This window comes from Paenibacillus jilunlii, assembly GCF_900102965.1.
Taxonomy (GTDB): Bacteria; Bacillota; Bacilli; order Paenibacillales; family Paenibacillaceae; genus Paenibacillus_AQ; species Paenibacillus_AQ jilunlii.
In genome coordinates this window covers 120,846-135,418 of sequence record NZ_FNGM01000007.1, presented here as the reverse complement: position 1 = coordinate 135,418, position 14,573 = coordinate 120,846, and the positions used below count along the sequence as shown (strand labels likewise).

The 14,573-nt window shown below is 54.0% G+C and carries 14 protein-coding genes; 9 read left to right on the top strand and 5 right to left on the bottom strand.

Annotation, left to right across the window (positions count from 1 at the left end; all coding sequences use genetic code 11):
* The first annotated feature begins 175 nt into the window (after positions 1-175).
* The gene (locus BLQ82_RS31980) at positions 176-517 is read left to right on the top strand and encodes a hypothetical protein (protein ID WP_157243859.1); all 342 of its coding nucleotides are present in this window, start codon (positions 176-178) and stop codon (positions 515-517) included.
* On the opposite strand, the gene BLQ82_RS14140 is transcribed toward BLQ82_RS31980, so the two are convergent.
* Complete coding sequence (locus tag BLQ82_RS14140) at positions 514-1,248, bottom strand: class I SAM-dependent methyltransferase (RefSeq protein WP_062527579.1); 735 nt, start codon at positions 1,246-1,248, stop codon at positions 514-516. The two genes, BLQ82_RS31980 and BLQ82_RS14140, sit on opposite strands and share 4 nt — an antisense overlap.
* 306 nt (positions 1,249-1,554) lie before the next feature.
* On the opposite strand from BLQ82_RS14140, the gene BLQ82_RS14135 reads away from it, so the two are divergent.
* Together BLQ82_RS14135 and BLQ82_RS14130 are read left to right on the top strand one after the other, a co-directional pair.
* Positions 1,555-2,253 (top strand): response regulator transcription factor, encoded by a 699-nt coding sequence (locus BLQ82_RS14135; protein WP_062527581.1) that lies wholly within the window; start codon positions 1,555-1,557, stop codon positions 2,251-2,253.
* A gap of 1 nt (position 2,254) precedes the next feature.
* Positions 2,255-3,229: a sensor histidine kinase gene (locus BLQ82_RS14130; protein WP_062527583.1), complete on the top strand. Its 975-nt coding sequence runs from the start codon at positions 2,255-2,257 to the stop codon at positions 3,227-3,229.
* A 46-nt stretch (positions 3,230-3,275) separates the two neighbouring features.
* Here the strand turns inward: BLQ82_RS14130 and BLQ82_RS14125 are convergent, their stop codons facing one another.
* The 3 genes from BLQ82_RS14125 to BLQ82_RS14115 form a co-directional block, all read right to left on the bottom strand.
* Positions 3,276-3,554 carry a PQ-loop domain-containing transporter gene (locus BLQ82_RS14125; protein ID WP_062527585.1) on the bottom strand — a complete coding sequence of 93 codons (279 nt, stop codon included), beginning with the start codon at positions 3,552-3,554 and terminating at the stop codon, positions 3,276-3,278.
* Between the two features lie 153 nt (positions 3,555-3,707).
* Positions 3,708-4,145: a MarR family winged helix-turn-helix transcriptional regulator gene (locus BLQ82_RS14120; RefSeq protein WP_062527587.1), complete on the bottom strand. Its 438-nt coding sequence runs from the start codon at positions 4,143-4,145 to the stop codon at positions 3,708-3,710.
* 123 nt (positions 4,146-4,268) lie between these two features.
* Positions 4,269-5,306 carry an NADH:flavin oxidoreductase/NADH oxidase gene (locus BLQ82_RS14115; protein ID WP_062527834.1) on the bottom strand — a complete coding sequence of 346 codons (1,038 nt, stop codon included), beginning with the start codon at positions 5,304-5,306 and terminating at the stop codon, positions 4,269-4,271.
* A 223-nt stretch (positions 5,307-5,529) separates the two neighbouring features.
* Here BLQ82_RS14115 and BLQ82_RS14110 point away from each other — a divergent pair, with 223 nt between their 5' ends.
* The 5 genes from BLQ82_RS14110 to metE all read left to right on the top strand — a co-directional run bounded on the left by BLQ82_RS14110 (position 5,530) and on the right by metE (position 12,382).
* A complete protein-coding gene (locus BLQ82_RS14110) occupies positions 5,530-6,300 on the top strand; it encodes an ABC transporter ATP-binding protein (RefSeq protein ID WP_062527589.1) in 771 nt (256 codons plus the stop codon).
* Positions 6,275-8,224 carry an ABC transporter permease gene (locus tag BLQ82_RS14105; protein WP_062527591.1) on the top strand — a complete coding sequence of 650 codons (1,950 nt, stop codon included), beginning with the start codon at positions 6,275-6,277 and terminating at the stop codon, positions 8,222-8,224. Before BLQ82_RS14110 ends, BLQ82_RS14105 begins: the two co-directional genes overlap by 26 nt.
* Before the next feature lie 13 nt (positions 8,225-8,237).
* Entirely contained in the window at positions 8,238-8,861 is a 624-nt protein-coding gene (locus BLQ82_RS14100; RefSeq protein ID WP_062527593.1) for a DedA family protein, read from the top strand.
* A gap of 53 nt (positions 8,862-8,914) precedes the next feature.
* On the top strand, positions 8,915-9,775 hold the full coding sequence (locus BLQ82_RS14095; protein WP_062527595.1) for an undecaprenyl-diphosphate phosphatase: 861 nt from the start codon (positions 8,915-8,917) through the stop codon (positions 9,773-9,775).
* A gap of 318 nt (positions 9,776-10,093) precedes the next feature.
* On the top strand, positions 10,094-12,382 hold the full coding sequence (metE, locus tag BLQ82_RS14090; protein ID WP_062527836.1) for a 5-methyltetrahydropteroyltriglutamate--homocysteine S-methyltransferase: 2,289 nt from the start codon (positions 10,094-10,096) through the stop codon (positions 12,380-12,382).
* A gap of 71 nt (positions 12,383-12,453) precedes the next feature.
* Here metE and BLQ82_RS14085 read toward each other — a convergent pair whose 3' ends face one another.
* Positions 12,454-12,606 (bottom strand): DUF1540 domain-containing protein, encoded by a 153-nt coding sequence (locus tag BLQ82_RS14085; protein ID WP_020429143.1) that lies wholly within the window; start codon positions 12,604-12,606, stop codon positions 12,454-12,456.
* A gap of 346 nt (positions 12,607-12,952) precedes the next feature.
* On the opposite strand from BLQ82_RS14085, the gene BLQ82_RS14080 reads away from it, so the two are divergent.
* Entirely contained in the window at positions 12,953-14,095 is a 1,143-nt protein-coding gene (locus tag BLQ82_RS14080) for a DUF4349 domain-containing protein (RefSeq protein WP_062527597.1), read from the top strand.
* Positions 14,096-14,573: the final 478 nt, after the last annotated feature.

The following is a 14,573-nucleotide window of genomic DNA, read 5'->3' as shown; positions in this document are numbered from 1 at the left end:
GTGAAATGAGAGGTATAAGTACCTTTGATTTTGCTAGGAATGGGCAGCTGGGGGCAAATGAGTTCCCTTTCTTCCAATTGGAGCTGCCGTAGATTCATGGGAGTCGTTCTCCAGGTAACGTTAGACTGAAATCAAAGACGTCAGCACGGTCAAGTGAAGCTGAAGGACAGCGCAGGTGCTGTTCTTCGTCAGTGGTTTGCAACTACGTCTGCAACTGCGTCTGCAACTACGTCTGCAACTGCAACTGCGTCTGCAACTACGTCTGCAACTGCGTCTGCAACTACGTCTGCAACTGCGTCTGCAACTACGTCTGCAACTGCGTCTGCAACTGCGTCTGCGCCTGCGTCTGCGCCTGCGTCTGCGCCTGCGTCTGCGCCTGCGTCTGCGCCTGCGTCTGCGCCTGCGTCTGCGCCTGCGTCTGCGCCTGCGTCTGCAACTGCGTCTGCAACTGCGTCTGCAACTGCGTCTGCAACTACATCTGCAACAGCAGCTGCAACCACATTCGCAGCGCTGCTAATTTCGCACTGCCGAGAGCAGCAGGAACATGGGGCGGCGCAGTTCCTCATGCCAGGCGGCATTCTGCTCCAGCATCTCCGGGGTCGGCTGAAGCTCGGAGAGCTTGGTGACTGTGAAGCCGGAGGTGATCAGCGTATTGAGGTAGGTCGCTATATTGCGGTGATATTTAATCACATCATCCTCAAGGAATCTGGCTTCGCGCGGGCCTTCATGATGATAATGGTCCAGAGGCCAATGGAGTTTTGCGCCATCCGGGCCGTAGTGCCAGTCCTGCGCGGCGAGCGCCGTATAGATGGGATGCTCCACGGAGAGCACAAAGCTGCCGCCCGGCCGCAAGCAATGCTGAACCTCGCGGCAGAGCAGATCGAACCGCTCGACATAGTGGATGGCGAGTGAGCTGATCACCACATCAAATTCGCCCGCAGCGAACCGGATGTCCTCAATCGCGCCCAGGCGGTATTCGATCCCTGGATCATCTGTCATCGCCCTGGCCCGCTCCAGCATATTTTCGGACAGGTCGATGCCCACCACAGATTCCGCATGCTGCCCGCGGGCATACCGGCAATGCCAGCCGAAGCCGCAGCCGAGATCCAGTACTCTTTTACCGTGTAAATCGGGTAGCAGGGAGCGGAAGGTGCTCCATTCTCCGGCAGCCTCCAGTCCCCCGGTGGAGCGGGGAATTGCGCTGTATTTGGCAAAAAATCCGGCCTCATCGTATTTGTTCTGTTTCATCTTAATGCGCCTCCTGGCGTGAGCGAATTAACGAAGTGTAAGATCCTCGCTATCCAGCATAAATTGAAAAGGAGCTAGTTGAAACACCCATCTTTCAAGTGAGCCAATACTATTTTAAACTAAAGGATTTATATATTCCACGGCATCAATTCTCCTTCTTCAAACGGCACCTTTCTTTCTAAGGACAACGAAGCCGGTTCTGCTTGTCCATTAAAACTATCCCCTTTATTTGACTCCTACCCAGGGACTGTATATATTATGGGGCAAACCCCTAAACGGGCCTATGCTGCAAACCGGAGGTTTGATATGTTCAAAATTTTTATTATCGAAGACGACCGTGGACTGGTAATGCTGCTTCAGGATTATTTACATAAATTCGGTTATCAGACGCAGGCAGTGCATGATTTTGAGGCTGTCCGGATGGAGTTCGAGCAGTTTGCCCCCCATCTGGTGCTGCTGGATGTGAATCTGCCGAAATTCGACGGGTACTACTGGTGCCGCCAAATCCGTGGTCTCTCCACCTGCCCGATCTTGTTCATCTCTGCCCGTGAGGGCAAAATGGATCAGGTGATGGCGCTGGAAAACGGAGCCGATGATTACATCACGAAGCCGTTCGATTATGAGATTGCCCTCGCCAAAATCAAAAGCCATCTCCGCCGGGCCTACGGCTCCTATGCCGGAGGAGGTACGGAGCGCAGCCTTACGGTTGCGGGGTTGATGCTGGATGTTGAGCGTCTGGTCCTGTCGCGGGGCAGCGCGAAGATTGACCTTAGCCACACCGAAGCCAAAATTCTCGATGAGCTGATGCAAAAAGCGGGCACTGTCGTCACCCGCGACCGGCTGCTGGAGAAAATCTGGGATGACCAGGCCTTTGTCGACGACAATACCCTGAATGTGTACGTGACCCGGGTGCGCAAAAAGCTGTCGGCGCTGGATATCGCGGACGGGCTCCAGACTGTTCGGGGTCAAGGCTACAGGCTGTGCGAGAACTGGGAGGAGGCGTAGCATGAAGCTGTTTTTGCGGGAACAGACGCCTCTGATTGTAATCTACCTGGCCCAGCTCCTGATGATCACCCTGGTCTACCGGCTGGACGGGGGCAGCGGAGTGAACGTAAGCCTGTATGCGGGCCTTCTCAGCACCTGTCTGCTGCTGGCTTATCTGGCGTACCGCTATTTCTCCAACCGTTCCTTTTACGAACGGCTGCTGAATCTGCCAGCTTCACTGGATGATTCCGGCGGACCATCCCAGAGCTCTCCGCTGGCGGAAAGTCTGCGCAGCCTCCTGGCCCGCCAGTTCCGCCTGTACCAGAATGATCTGCACAGCTACCGCCACAAGCTGGAAGAGCATATCCACTTTATTAACCAGTGGGTGCATGGCATGAAGACCCCGCTGTCGGTGATCCACCTCATTATCCAGGACAAGGACGGGCCTCCGTTTACGGCCATCGGGGATGAGCTGGACCGGCTCAAAAAAGGGCTGGATACCGTGCTCTACACCGCCCGCCTGGATACCTTCGAACATGATTTCTATGTCGAGCGGCTGGAGCTGGCGGCCATTGTGCGGGGCGTGACCTCGGAGCAGAAACGGCTGTTTATCCGCAAACGCGTATTCCCGGCCATTAGGGTAGAGAACGGACTGTTCATTACCTCGGACGAGAAATGGCTGTCTTTTGTGCTGACCCAGCTCATTACCAATGCGCTGCGATATACCGTGGAGGAGGGCAGGTTTGTGCATTTTCACGGGTATGCGGGGGAGCAGGGCAGACCTGTGCTGGAGGTGCGTGATGAGGGAGTAGGGATTCCGCCAGGCGATTTGCCGCGTGTGTTCGATGCTTATTTTACGGGCGTCAACGGCCGCAGCTTCCAGGAATCCACTGGGATGGGCCTATATCTGGTGAAGCAGATCTGCGGCAAGCTGGGGCATCAGGTGGAAATTTCCTCCGAGGTGGGGCAGGGGACGGCGGTACGGATTATTTTTTGAGGCATGAAAAACTCACATTCTTTGCATACATCAGCCAGTTCGCGTCCTATCTCTTGTTCCGGCCCCCATACTGGAGGATCAGCATGATAACCGTGGATACCACACACAAAGACAAAGTATTCGTAATCAAAAAAGCCAATCCCGCTCCAGTCAACGTCAGGTTAACCGCGTAGGCTTCCATAAGGGCTATTCCGAACAGCATCAGCAGATAGGAGTTCAGACTGAGATCGGCAACGGATTTTGTTTTTAAGATACGGGCAATTTGCGGAATCCAGCCCAATGACAGAATAATACCGCCCAATAGCTGCATCACTGAAAATAACATGCGTACACCCCGCGTTCTTTTCTATTGTAGTATGCACAGCAGCCTGTCTGAAGTTCACGTGAACGCAGCGGGAAAACAAATAACCTGCCTCCTTAAGGGATAAGGGGCAGGTTGGCCTGCGGCAATGCGGTTATTTGTGTGAAAACCTTCAGTTTAGGACTGCTGCTGCGGCTTCAGCATTTCCTCCAGCAGCTCTTTAACCTCCGCACGGGGAAAAGCTTCATGAAGCACCTCGTTCACCGCCACTTGCGCGCGGTCTACCTTTTCCTGGCCGAGAGGGGTCAGAGAGGTATAGATACTTCTGCGGTCGTCGTCGCAGACCGTTCTTTGCAGCGCCCCGCAGCCCTTGGCTTCAAAGCGGCTGACCAGTCTGGAGACGGCACTCTGGCTGAGCCCGACCATCGACTCCAGCTGCTGCAGGCGCAGCTTTTTCTCCGGCGCTTCGGACAGGAAGAACATCAGATAGAATTCGTTGAGCGACCATCCGAAGTTCTCCTGCAGTTTCGCTTCCAGTTCACCCGCGACCTTCATTTGTATATGAGTTAAGCTTAACCAACTGGTGATCAGCCCACCTTCAAGGGAATTTTTCATCTAAACCATTCCTCTCCCGGATGTATGCCAAAGGATGACTAATAAATTTTTGTCTATTATAACACCCCGGGCCCCGTTTTGTATCAGAAACGGCTTTAGAACTTCACCTTACTGGTGTAAGTCTTATCTCCGGGAACGGGGGAAGCCCTGCTCATACTGCTTCGGCAGACCCGCGTCCTTGCCAAGTTGTACACCGGCTTCCAGCGTCCAGTACGGATTTCTCAGCATGCCCCGGCCCACAGCGACCAGATCCGCCTCATCGTTGCCGATAACCGCGTTAGCCAGCACTGCCTCATCCAAGCGTCCGACGGCGATCACCGGAACATTCAGCTCCTGCTTGAACGCACGGGCAAGCGGAACCTGATAGGCAGCGTGAGTTCCCGGTTTGCCTTCGGCAGCAATAGCACCTTCACCGCCGGCACTGACATGGAAAATATCAGCTCCGGCTTCCTTATAGGCTCTGCCGATCTCCAGACTCTCGCGGAGGCCATAGCCGCCTTCCACATATTCCTGTGCGGAAATACGCATAATTAGAGGCATGCCCTCCGGCATTACTTTTTTGGCCGCCTGGATAACTTCTCTGCCGAACAGCGTCAGGTCCTTTCCATATTCATCTGTCCGTTTATTGGTCAAAGGGGAATGGAACTGGTGGATCAGATAGCCGTGTGCTCCATGCAGCTCAATGACATCGAAGCCGGCCTGAACGGCCCGCTCGACGCCAGCCTGGAATTTCTGAACCATAGCCTTTACTTCTTCAGTGGTCAGCTCACGCGGAGTTTTGTACTCGGCACTAAAAGGAATGGCAGAAGGGGCCACCGGCAGCGGAGCATCCTCGGCTTTACGTCCGGCATGGGCAATCTGTACGCCTACCTTGGCGCCATAAGCGTGGCATGCCTTAACGATTCTTGCCAAGGCGGGAATATGATCATCCGACCAGATGCCAAGATCATAATCGGTAATCCGGCCATCCGGCTCGACATCGGTCATTTCCATAATAATAAGTCCTGTACCGCCGACCGCGCGGCTTACATAGTGGTTGTAATGCCAATCTGTGGCGATGCCATCCTTATCGGTAACGGAGTATTGGCACATGGGGGGCATAACGACACGGTTTTTCAATTTCAAATCCTGCAGCTCATAGGGGGTGAATAAGTCTTTCATCATGATTGATCTCTCCTCGCATAATAATAATAAATGCATGCTCATGCATGTAAATATAAGCGTTCTGCGGCGGATTGTCAACCAATTTCCTCGGCAGCTAGAATGTGATTATAATGTTCCCGGCTTACAATACTGTAAGGTGGTTGTAAGTTTCAGAAATGGCAGCTGCAGTTTACAGTTTGTATAATAAAGGCAATCCAGGCGAACGAAGGAGCGGAAGCACTTGCCCATATTAGACGTCCACAATTTATCCAAAATATATGAAGGCAAGGTTTCGACTCACGCCTTGAACCATATCCGCTTTGCTGTGGAGAAAGGCGAGTTCGTGGGCATTATGGGACCTTCCGGCAGCGGCAAAACCACATTGCTAAACGTAATCGCCACAATTGATGAGCCGACCTCAGGGGAAGTGATGGTCAATGGCCGGGACCCGAGGGGGCTGGGGCGCAAGGACAAGGCGCTGTTCCGCCGTAAAGAGCTGGGGTTTGTTTTCCAGCATTTCAACCTGCTTGACACACTAACTGTGGAGGAGAATGTTGTGCTGCCGCTGACGCTGGCCGGATTCACAGTGAAGGAAATGGAGAACCGGCTTGGGGAGGTGGCGGACCGGCTCGGCATCCGTACTCTTTTGGACAAGCGGACCTATGAAATTTCCGGCGGACAGATGCAGCGGGTGGCCATCGCCCGGGCAATGATCCACCGGCCCTCGCTGATTTTGGCGGATGAGCCAACAGGAAGCCTGGACTCGAAAGCCGCCGGCGAAGTCATGAACCTGCTTGCAGAAGTGAATGGCGCCGAAGGGACGACAGTGCTTATGGTCACACATGACGCCGTAGCCGCGAGCTTTTGTCACCGGGTAATCTTCATCAAAGACGGGCGCTTTCACAGCGAGATGTACCGGGGAAGCAGCAGAGCGGCCTTCTTCCAGAACATCATCGACATGCTGTCGCTGCTGGGAGGCGCGGGCCATGAACTTCCGGCAGTTCGCCTATAGGAATGTAGCAAGGAGCAAGCGGAAATATGCCGCGTATTTCGTCAGCAGCGCTTTTTCGGTCATGGTCTTTTTTCTGTGTGCGCTGTTTATCTACCATCCGGCCATTTCGCAGGATATGATTCTCGGTGCAGCGGCCAGAACCATGATGGCGGCCGAAGCAATCATTTATCTTTTTTGTTCCCTGTTCGTGCTTGTGTCGGTTGGCTCCTTCCTGCAATCGCGGAAGCTGGAATTCGGCATTCTGCTGATGCACGGCATGACCAGGCGGCAGCTGAAGCTGATGGTTTTTCTGGAAAATATGATGATCGGCGGATCGGCCATCCTCACCGGCACACTGCTGGGGCTGCTGCTGGGCAAGCTGTTCCTGATGATCGGGTCCGGCTTTCTGGGCATCGAACCGTTGGAATTCTACCTGTCCTGGCAGGCGCCGGTGCTGACGATCTGCAGCTTTGTCCTGCTGTTCATGCTGATCTCGCTGCTGACCTTTGCCTTCATCGGCAGTGAATCGCCGCGCGGCTTGTTCCGGGGCGGGGGCAGAGGGGAAACAGAGCCGAAGGTATCGGGCAGGCTTGCGTTATTATCCGGTTTGCTGCTGCTGGCCGGATATGGTCTGGCAGCTGCAACAACAGCCACAACTGTAGAGATCATGATGTTCCCTGTTGTGCTGATCACGGTTTGCGGCACTTATCTTTTTTACACACAGCTCAGCCTGTATATCGTGGGGGTGCTGCGGAAGCTCCGCCGCTTCTATTGGAAGCATACGCACATCCTGACATTTTCGGGACTGTCGTACCGCTGGAAGGACAATGGCCGGATGTTTTTTATGGTCACCATTGTATCAGCGGTCTCCTTCACCTCAGTCGGCGTGTTCGCCTCAATCCACACATTGTCACGGGAGCTGAAGCTGGATTATCCTGCGGCTGTCGGTTATGTGGCTAAGGGGGGCGGGTACGCTTCCCCGGAAAAGCGGGACCTGCAGGGGATTACCGCAGAGCTGGAGCGGCTGGGCCTGCCTTACGAAACCCTGCGGATTCCGCTTAAATACGCGGCTATAGTCTCACAGACCGGTCCTGACCATACGAAACAGCTCCCGCTGATGTCATACAGTAATTACAAGCTTGCCCTGCGGCATGCAGGCTTCAGTTCAAATGAGCCGCCGCTTGAGGGGAACGAAGGACTGGTGATGATCGGTTCCCAGCGTGACCGCAGCCTGACCGCTGCGCGGTTCAAAGCAACCTATTCGCTCAAGCAAGGAATCCGGATTCAAGAGATTGGCTATACGCAGCATGTGCCCATTGCCGAATATCTGCTCCCGGAGCTGGACGGCAGAGGCGGCGGGGACTTCAGCGGACTGGTGGTCAGCGACAGCCTGTACAGCGGAATTGTCCCGGTGCACCAGGACTGGTATACCGGATTCTATATGGAGGATTTTCCCCGCACGGCAGGGGTAGCCTCTGAGCTGGCCGCTACAGGAAAAGTGCCCTATGAAGCGAAGTCCCCTTATGCTGTCGTAATCAGCGGCACCTTGTTCGAAATTCAACGCACACTGTACAGCACGATGCTGTTCGCTTCGCTGCTGGTCGGGACAGTATTCTTCATTGCGGCAGGCAGCTTTCTCTATTTCCGTCTTTATATGGACCTGGATCATGACCGTCTGCAGTATTCGACCCTGTCGAAAATGGGCCTGACCGACCGGGAGCTGGACCGTATTGCCACGCTGCAGCTGGCGCTTATGTTTTTTGTTCCGGTGCTGCTGGCGGTTCTGCACAGCCTATTTGCTTTTATTGCGCTGCAGCGGCTGTTCTATCTGTCCATCGCTGCCGAGACCGGGGCCGTACTGATTGGTTATCTGGCTGCCCAGACGCTGTACTTCTTCTTCATCCGCAGCCGCTATTTGCGCAACCTCAAGAAAAATCTCATCTAACGGAGGGACATGAATGAAAACATGGATTACAGATATCATGGAGCAGTTCGGATATGCCGGAATTTTTCTGATGCTGGCCTTGGAAAATATTTTCCCGCCGATTCCCTCGGAGGTCATCCTGCCGTTTGGCGGATTTATGACCACGACTTCCGGGCTCACGATTCCCGGTGTGCTGATCGCCTCAACGGCAGGCTCGCTGCTTGGAGCGGTGATTCTGTACTGGATTGGCCGGCTGCTGGATGTCAGCAGAATGGAACGGATCGTGGACCGCTACGGCAAATGGATCCGGATTCAAAAAAGCGATATCCGCAAAGCGGATGCCTGGTTTGACAAATACGGCTACTGGACAGTGCTGTTCTGCCGGATGGTGCCGCTGGTGCGCAGCCTGATCTCGATTCCGGCAGGCATGTCGGGAATGAAGTTTGGACTCTTCATGCTGTTTACGACAATCGGCACGCTGGGCTGGAATACGCTTCTGATCCTCCTGGGGGCTGCACTCGGCGAGTCGTGGGAGGATATTGGGGGTTATATCGATACGTATTCCAGTGTTGTATATGTCCTGCTTGCCGGAGGAGTTCTCGTGCTGGGTCTGCTGTATCTTCGCAAACGCCATACCGCAGGCAAAGCCCGCGGCTAGCAAACACTGATCAAGGCAACGCTTTGCTCACAAAACTTTTAGGAGGAGAATTCATGGAGCTGCTGACTATTATTAAAGCTATCATTCTCGGAATTGTAGAAGGGTTGACCGAATTTGCTCCGGTATCCTCCACAGGCCATATGGTTATTGTCGATGATATGTGGCTGAAATCACAGGAATTCCTCGGAAAATACACAGCGAACACCTTCAAGGTCGTGATCCAGCTAGGCTCGATCCTGGCTGTGGTCGTGATCTTCCGCAACCGGTTCATCGATCTGCTGGGACTGAAGCGCTTCAGCCGTAAGGAGCTGACAGCGGTGCCGGAAGGCCAGCCAGCAGTTGAAACCACGGGCCGGCTGAAGCTGGCGCAGGTTATTGTAGGCCTCATTCCTTTCGGCGTGCTCGGTTTTCTGTTCGAGGATTCTATTGATGAGTATTTATTCTCAACCTCCACGGTGCTGATAGGTCTGGTTGCCGGAGCTGTTCTGATGATCTGCGCGGACCTGTTTGCCCCCAAAAAGATCAAAACGGAGAGTGTCGATCAAATTACATATAGGCAGGCGCTATCGGTCGGCCTGATCCAGTGTCTCTCACTCTGGCCGGGGTTCTCGCGGTCCGGTTCGACGATCTCCGGCGGTGTTCTGCTGGGCATGAGCCACCGTGCTGTCGCCGATTTCACCTTCATTATGGCTGTGCCGATCATGGCCGGAGCCAGTCTGGTATCGCTGCTGAAGAACTGGCAGTATTTCACCCTGGATGCCTTGCCGTTCTTCATTGCCGGGTTCATCAGCGCCTTTCTGTTTGCGCTGCTGTCCATGCGCTTCTTCCTGAAGCTGATCAACCGGATCAAGCTGATGCCGTTCGCCATCTACCGGATTATTCTGGCTGCGGTGGTTTACCTGGTATGGTTCTAAAATAGAAAAGAGCAAAAAAGGCGGCGCCCATTGGAGGGTGCCGCCTAACTATATATAGGGGTCCTCGCAAAGTACCTGAATCAGCATCCATGTCTAGCCTCACTTTATGGGGCTATTTTGGCGTGAGTTTCCATCCAGGTTCAGTGCAATATCCTCCCGGCTGCTGTTTTGCTATAGCCAATGTGTATAACCGAAAGAGGCCGGAATCTGTTGCAGATGGCGAAAGGGGTACAGTATGATGGCATCAGATTAAGGGATGAAGTACAGAACACTTTGGATTCGAACGAACAAAAAGGGATAGATGAGGAGCAGAATATCATGACGAACAAGATTACAACCAGCAATCTGGGGTACCCGAGAATCGGTAAAAACCGCGAGTGGAAAAAGGCGCTGGAGGCCTACTGGTCCGGCAAAATAGGGGAGCAGGAATTCCTTGCCCAAATGGCGGATATTCAGCTTCAGCATCTGCAGTCGCAGCAAAAGGCCGGTATTGATCTGATTCCGGTGAATGATTTTACCTTCTACGATCATGTGCTGGACACCGCGGTAATGTTCGGCGTTGTACCACAGCGTTATGCTTACACCGGCGGTGCCGTTCCGCTCGATCTGTATTTCGCAATGGCCCGCGGCAATGCATACGCCCCGGCCTGCGAGATGACCAAATGGTTCAATACCAATTACCACTACATCGTGCCGGAAATCGGCAGCCTTACCCCGCAGCTTACAGAGAACAAACCGCTGGCCGCCTACCGCTTCGCCAAATCGCAGGCTGGCATTGAAGGCAAGCCGGTTATAGTTGGACTTTATACCTTTTTGAAGCTGTCTAAGGGATTCCCGGCAGCGGACATCGGAGAAGTTGCCGCGCGCTTCCTGCCGGTTTATATTCAGCTGCTGCAGGAGCTGGAGCAGGAAGGCGTTGCTTGGGTGCAGATCGACGAACCGGCGGTCGTTACCGGGCTGGCTCCGGAAGATATTGCGCTGCTGAAGACCATCTATGGCGCGATTTCCGCTGCAGTACCCGGGCTGAAGCTGATCCTGCAGACCTATTTTGAAGCGGCGGAGCCGCTGGAAGCCTTGCTGGAGCTGCCGGTACAAGCCATTGGCCTCGACTTCGTCCATGATGGCGGCGCCAATCTGGAAGCGATTGAACGCCTGGGCTGGCCGGCCGGTAAATGGCTGGGTGCAGGCATTATCGACGGGCGCAGCATCTGGCGCGCCGACCCTGATGCCAAGCTCGGGCTGATCCAGAAGCTGGCGGCGCATGTCCCGCTGGACCGGCTGATTCTCCAGCCATCCTCAAGTCTGCTGCACGTGCCGGTAACCGTGCAGAGCGAAGGCAAGCTGAAGCCTGCCGTGAAGCAGGCGCTGGCCTTCGCTGACGAGAAGCTGGCAGAGCTTGGGCTGCTCGCCGCCGCCGCTGGCGGCGAGAACGGAAACGCTGCGGCGCAGCTTGCGGAGAGCCGGGAAGCGCTGGCCGCCTTCCGCGCCCTTCCTGAACGCGGGCGCCAGGATGTAGCGGAACAGGTCCGCCGGCTGGACGCGCTTCCGGACAGCCGCAGCCTGCCTTTTGCAGAGCGCGTGAAGCTGCAGCAGGCGAAGTGGAAGCTGCCGCTGCTGCCCACGACAACCATCGGCAGCTTTCCGCAGACGGCAGAGGTGCGGCAGGCGCGCCTCAAATGGCGCAAAGGCGTATGGAACGAGGAGCGCTATGACGCATTCGTCCGCCGCCAAATTGCGGAGGCGATCACTTTTCAGGAGGAGCTGGGCCTGGATGTGCTGGTCCACGGGGAGTTCGAGCGGACAGACATGGTCGAGTTCTTCGGCGAGAAGCTGGCCGGTTATCTGTTTACCCAGAATGGCTGGGTGCAGTCCTATGGCTCCCGCTGTGTGAAGCCTCCGGTCATCTATGCGGATGTCGCTTTTATTCAGCCCATGACTGTTAAGGAGAGCGTCTATGCCCAGTCGCTGACGAGGCTCCCGGTAAAAGGGATGCTGACCGGGCCGGTAACGATCCTGAACTGGTCATTCGTCCGCGATGATCTCAGCCGGGAAGAGGTCGCCAAGCAGATAGCGCTGGCCCTCCGCCATGAAGTGCAGGCGCTGGAGGATGCCGGCATCGAGATGATCCAGGTGGATGAGCCGGCGATCCGTGAAGGGCTGCCGCTGAAGGCAGAGGACCATGAGCATTATCTCAATTGGGCGGTGCGGTCCTTCCGGGTGGCAACCAATCATGTGAAGGATACCACGCAGGTGCATACCCATATGTGCTACAGCGAGTTCAACGATATGATCGGGGCCATTTCGGCCATGGATGCCGATGTCATCTCTATTGAAACCTCGCGCAGCCATGGGGAGCTGATCGCCGCTTTTGAAGATGATGACTATGATAAAGGAATTGGTCTGGGTGTCTATGATATTCATAGCCCCCGTGTACCTGAAGTAGAGGAGATGACTCAAAATATTGAGCGCGCCCTGCGTGTGCTGGATGCCGGACAATTCTGGATTAATCCGGACTGCGGACTGAAGACACGGGGCTGGGAGGAGACAGAAGCGGCGCTGCGCAACATGGTGCTGGCAGCAACAAACGTGCGGAAGAATAACGCTTGATAATCATTCTCAATCTTGTTAGAATGGGAATAAGCAAGAAGGGACCGTGAAGGGTCCCTTCTAATCTTGACTTATTTTCTTTCAAAGGTTTTGCAGTCTGTTTCCTCAGCATTTGAAGGCTGTTTTGAGCTGTGGTAAGCAACAAAGATGGATTCGGCATTGCATTTGTTTTCCTCTGCCCAGTAGGTGCAGGAATTCACTGCGCATTGAACGTCTTTTGCCATGAGGGTATCACCTCCCCTTGTCGTGGAATGGCGGCAGCCGAACTGAAGCATGATCTGACCGGCAAGGTGGAGCTTGTCCGGGCAGGACCTAACCCTTATTCCTTGTGAATATAGGGTTATTGGTGTTTTTCGTCTTCACAGACATCTTTATTTTAGCAAATAATGCAAACGCTCGCAAACGGGGGGACCCGGACTGATGAACTGGAAAATTTACTGCTTTTCTGCAACCTTCCAGCTTTTGGAACGTCAAAGAGTATAACGCGGAAAGCCTAGAGACAAAAAGCTTACGCGTCAGTAATCTGCACGACAGAAGCGGAGTTTCCACTACACTTTTGGAGGAATGAGGATGCAAAAAAGGGGTCTGCATTATCTGTTTTATCTATTGGGATTATTGATGTTTGCGGTGGTTGTGGCAGGGTGCGGGTCTGGAGGAAACAACGATGCGGCGGGGAATTCGCTTATGAAGGCGGATACTGCCAGTACGGAGGAAAGCTCAGACGGCGGTGCGGCGCAGAACGCTTCAGCAGGCGCTGCAGTGCAGGCAATGACCAGTGAAGCTGAGGCACCCGCCGCTAAAGGGACCAAGGACGGGGGCGGAAGCTCAGCTGTCAACAGCACGGACCCAGCACAGACGTCAAAAGGAACAGCTGGTTTTACAGGAAGCGACGTTGTGGCAGGACTGAACAAAAAGCTGATCTATCACGCCAATCTCACCATGGAAGTGAAGGACTATGCTGCGGCGCAGACAGAGGTCCGGAATATGGTGACCCTTGCAAATGGTTATATTATTGAATTTTCGGAGAGCACATCCGAGTATGAGCGGGGCGGAACTTTTATTCTTAAGGTGCCGGCGTCCGGGTTTTCTTCCTTTCTGAGCAGCCTGGAAAAAATCAAAAACGAAAAGCTTCAGCGTCAGATTCAGGGTCAGGACGTTTCTGAGGAATATGTAGATCTGGAGTCGCGCCTCAAAGCCAAGCAGCTGATGGAGAGCCAATATATCGAGTTTATGAAAAAGGCAACCAAATCCGCCGACCTTGTGGCGTTTGCGAACCAGCTCGGTGCCATTCAGGAAGAAATTGAAACGATCAAGGGCAGAATGCGCTATATTGACCAGAATGTCTCTTTTTCCACGGTTGAGCTTCGATTGTATCAGACCGATGAAAGCTTGAATATTACAAAGACCAAAGAGCAAGGCCCGCTTATGAACCGGGCTTCGGATGCGCTTCAAGGCAGTCTGCATGCGCTGTCCGTAATGTTTCAGTGGATCTTCATATTCCTGGCGGCCGCATTCCCGGTATTGATTATAGCTGCCATTGTGGTGTTGTTTGTGCTCTGGTTCCGCAGAAAAGCCAAGCCGCGGGGTCATGAAAGGGCAGAGCGTACGCGGATGGCCAACCGGGAGCCGCATCAGCCGCTGCCGCAAAAGGCGGATGAACAGCCTGCATCTGTGCAGGTTGAAGAAGAGTCTGACGATAAAAAGCCGGAGTAATATCTGTGCTGTGCAGCAGAAATCCTACAGATTAGTTTGTACACCTATACTCCTTGGGATAAGCGAGTTGGAATTAGTACACTTAAATGGACGCAAACAGCCTTCTGAAGAGGGAATAGTGGGAAAAAGTAGAGTTAATGTAGGCAAATTCGGCGGTAAGGCTGGGAAACTGCCGAATTAGTGATCCTTTTTCCAACTAGCGCTTACGGGGAAGCGGGGTGCAGGGGATTTAAGTTTCCACTTGTGTGTGCCGCCGGGCCGAAACCAGAAGGTCCGGCGGACATGGGGATAACACGGTGTAAGAAAAGAGCCTAATCCTAAAATCAAAAACGGCTGCGCTGTCCATTTCTGGACGGTGCAGCCGTTTTGTTCAAATATAAGAATTTATATGCTTCGCGCCATACACTATCCTTCTATTTCTCGCTGAAACGGGTACCGTTTTGGCCGGAAACAACGGCAAAAATGCCGTTGTTAAAGC

What these genes read in the sequence shown, in the direction of transcription:
- BLQ82_RS14140 (WP_062527579.1), bottom strand. Translation starts at nt 1,248, where the DNA reads ATGAAACAGAACAAATACGATGAGGCCGGATTTTTTGCCAAATACAGC.
- BLQ82_RS14135 (WP_062527581.1), top strand. Translation starts at nt 1,555, where the DNA reads ATGTTCAAAATTTTTATTATCGAAGACGACCGTGGACTGGTAATGCTG.
- BLQ82_RS14130 (WP_062527583.1), top strand. Translation starts at nt 2,255, where the DNA reads ATGAAGCTGTTTTTGCGGGAACAGACGCCTCTGATTGTAATCTACCTG.
- BLQ82_RS14125 (WP_062527585.1), bottom strand. Translation starts at nt 3,554, where the DNA reads ATGTTATTTTCAGTGATGCAGCTATTGGGCGGTATTATTCTGTCATTG.
- BLQ82_RS14120 (WP_062527587.1), bottom strand. Translation starts at nt 4,145, where the DNA reads ATGAAAAATTCCCTTGAAGGTGGGCTGATCACCAGTTGGTTAAGCTTA.
- BLQ82_RS14115 (WP_062527834.1), bottom strand. Translation starts at nt 5,306, where the DNA reads ATGAAAGACTTATTCACCCCCTATGAGCTGCAGGATTTGAAATTGAAA.
- BLQ82_RS14105 (WP_062527591.1), top strand. Translation starts at nt 6,275, where the DNA reads ATGAACTTCCGGCAGTTCGCCTATAGGAATGTAGCAAGGAGCAAGCGG.
- BLQ82_RS14100 (WP_062527593.1), top strand. Translation starts at nt 8,238, where the DNA reads ATGAAAACATGGATTACAGATATCATGGAGCAGTTCGGATATGCCGGA.
- BLQ82_RS14095 (WP_062527595.1), top strand. Translation starts at nt 8,915, where the DNA reads ATGGAGCTGCTGACTATTATTAAAGCTATCATTCTCGGAATTGTAGAA.
- metE (WP_062527836.1), top strand. Translation starts at nt 10,094, where the DNA reads ATGACGAACAAGATTACAACCAGCAATCTGGGGTACCCGAGAATCGGT.
- BLQ82_RS14085 (WP_020429143.1), bottom strand. Translation starts at nt 12,606, where the DNA reads ATGGCAAAAGACGTTCAATGCGCAGTGAATTCCTGCACCTACTGGGCA.
- BLQ82_RS14080 (WP_062527597.1), top strand. Translation starts at nt 12,953, where the DNA reads ATGCAAAAAAGGGGTCTGCATTATCTGTTTTATCTATTGGGATTATTG.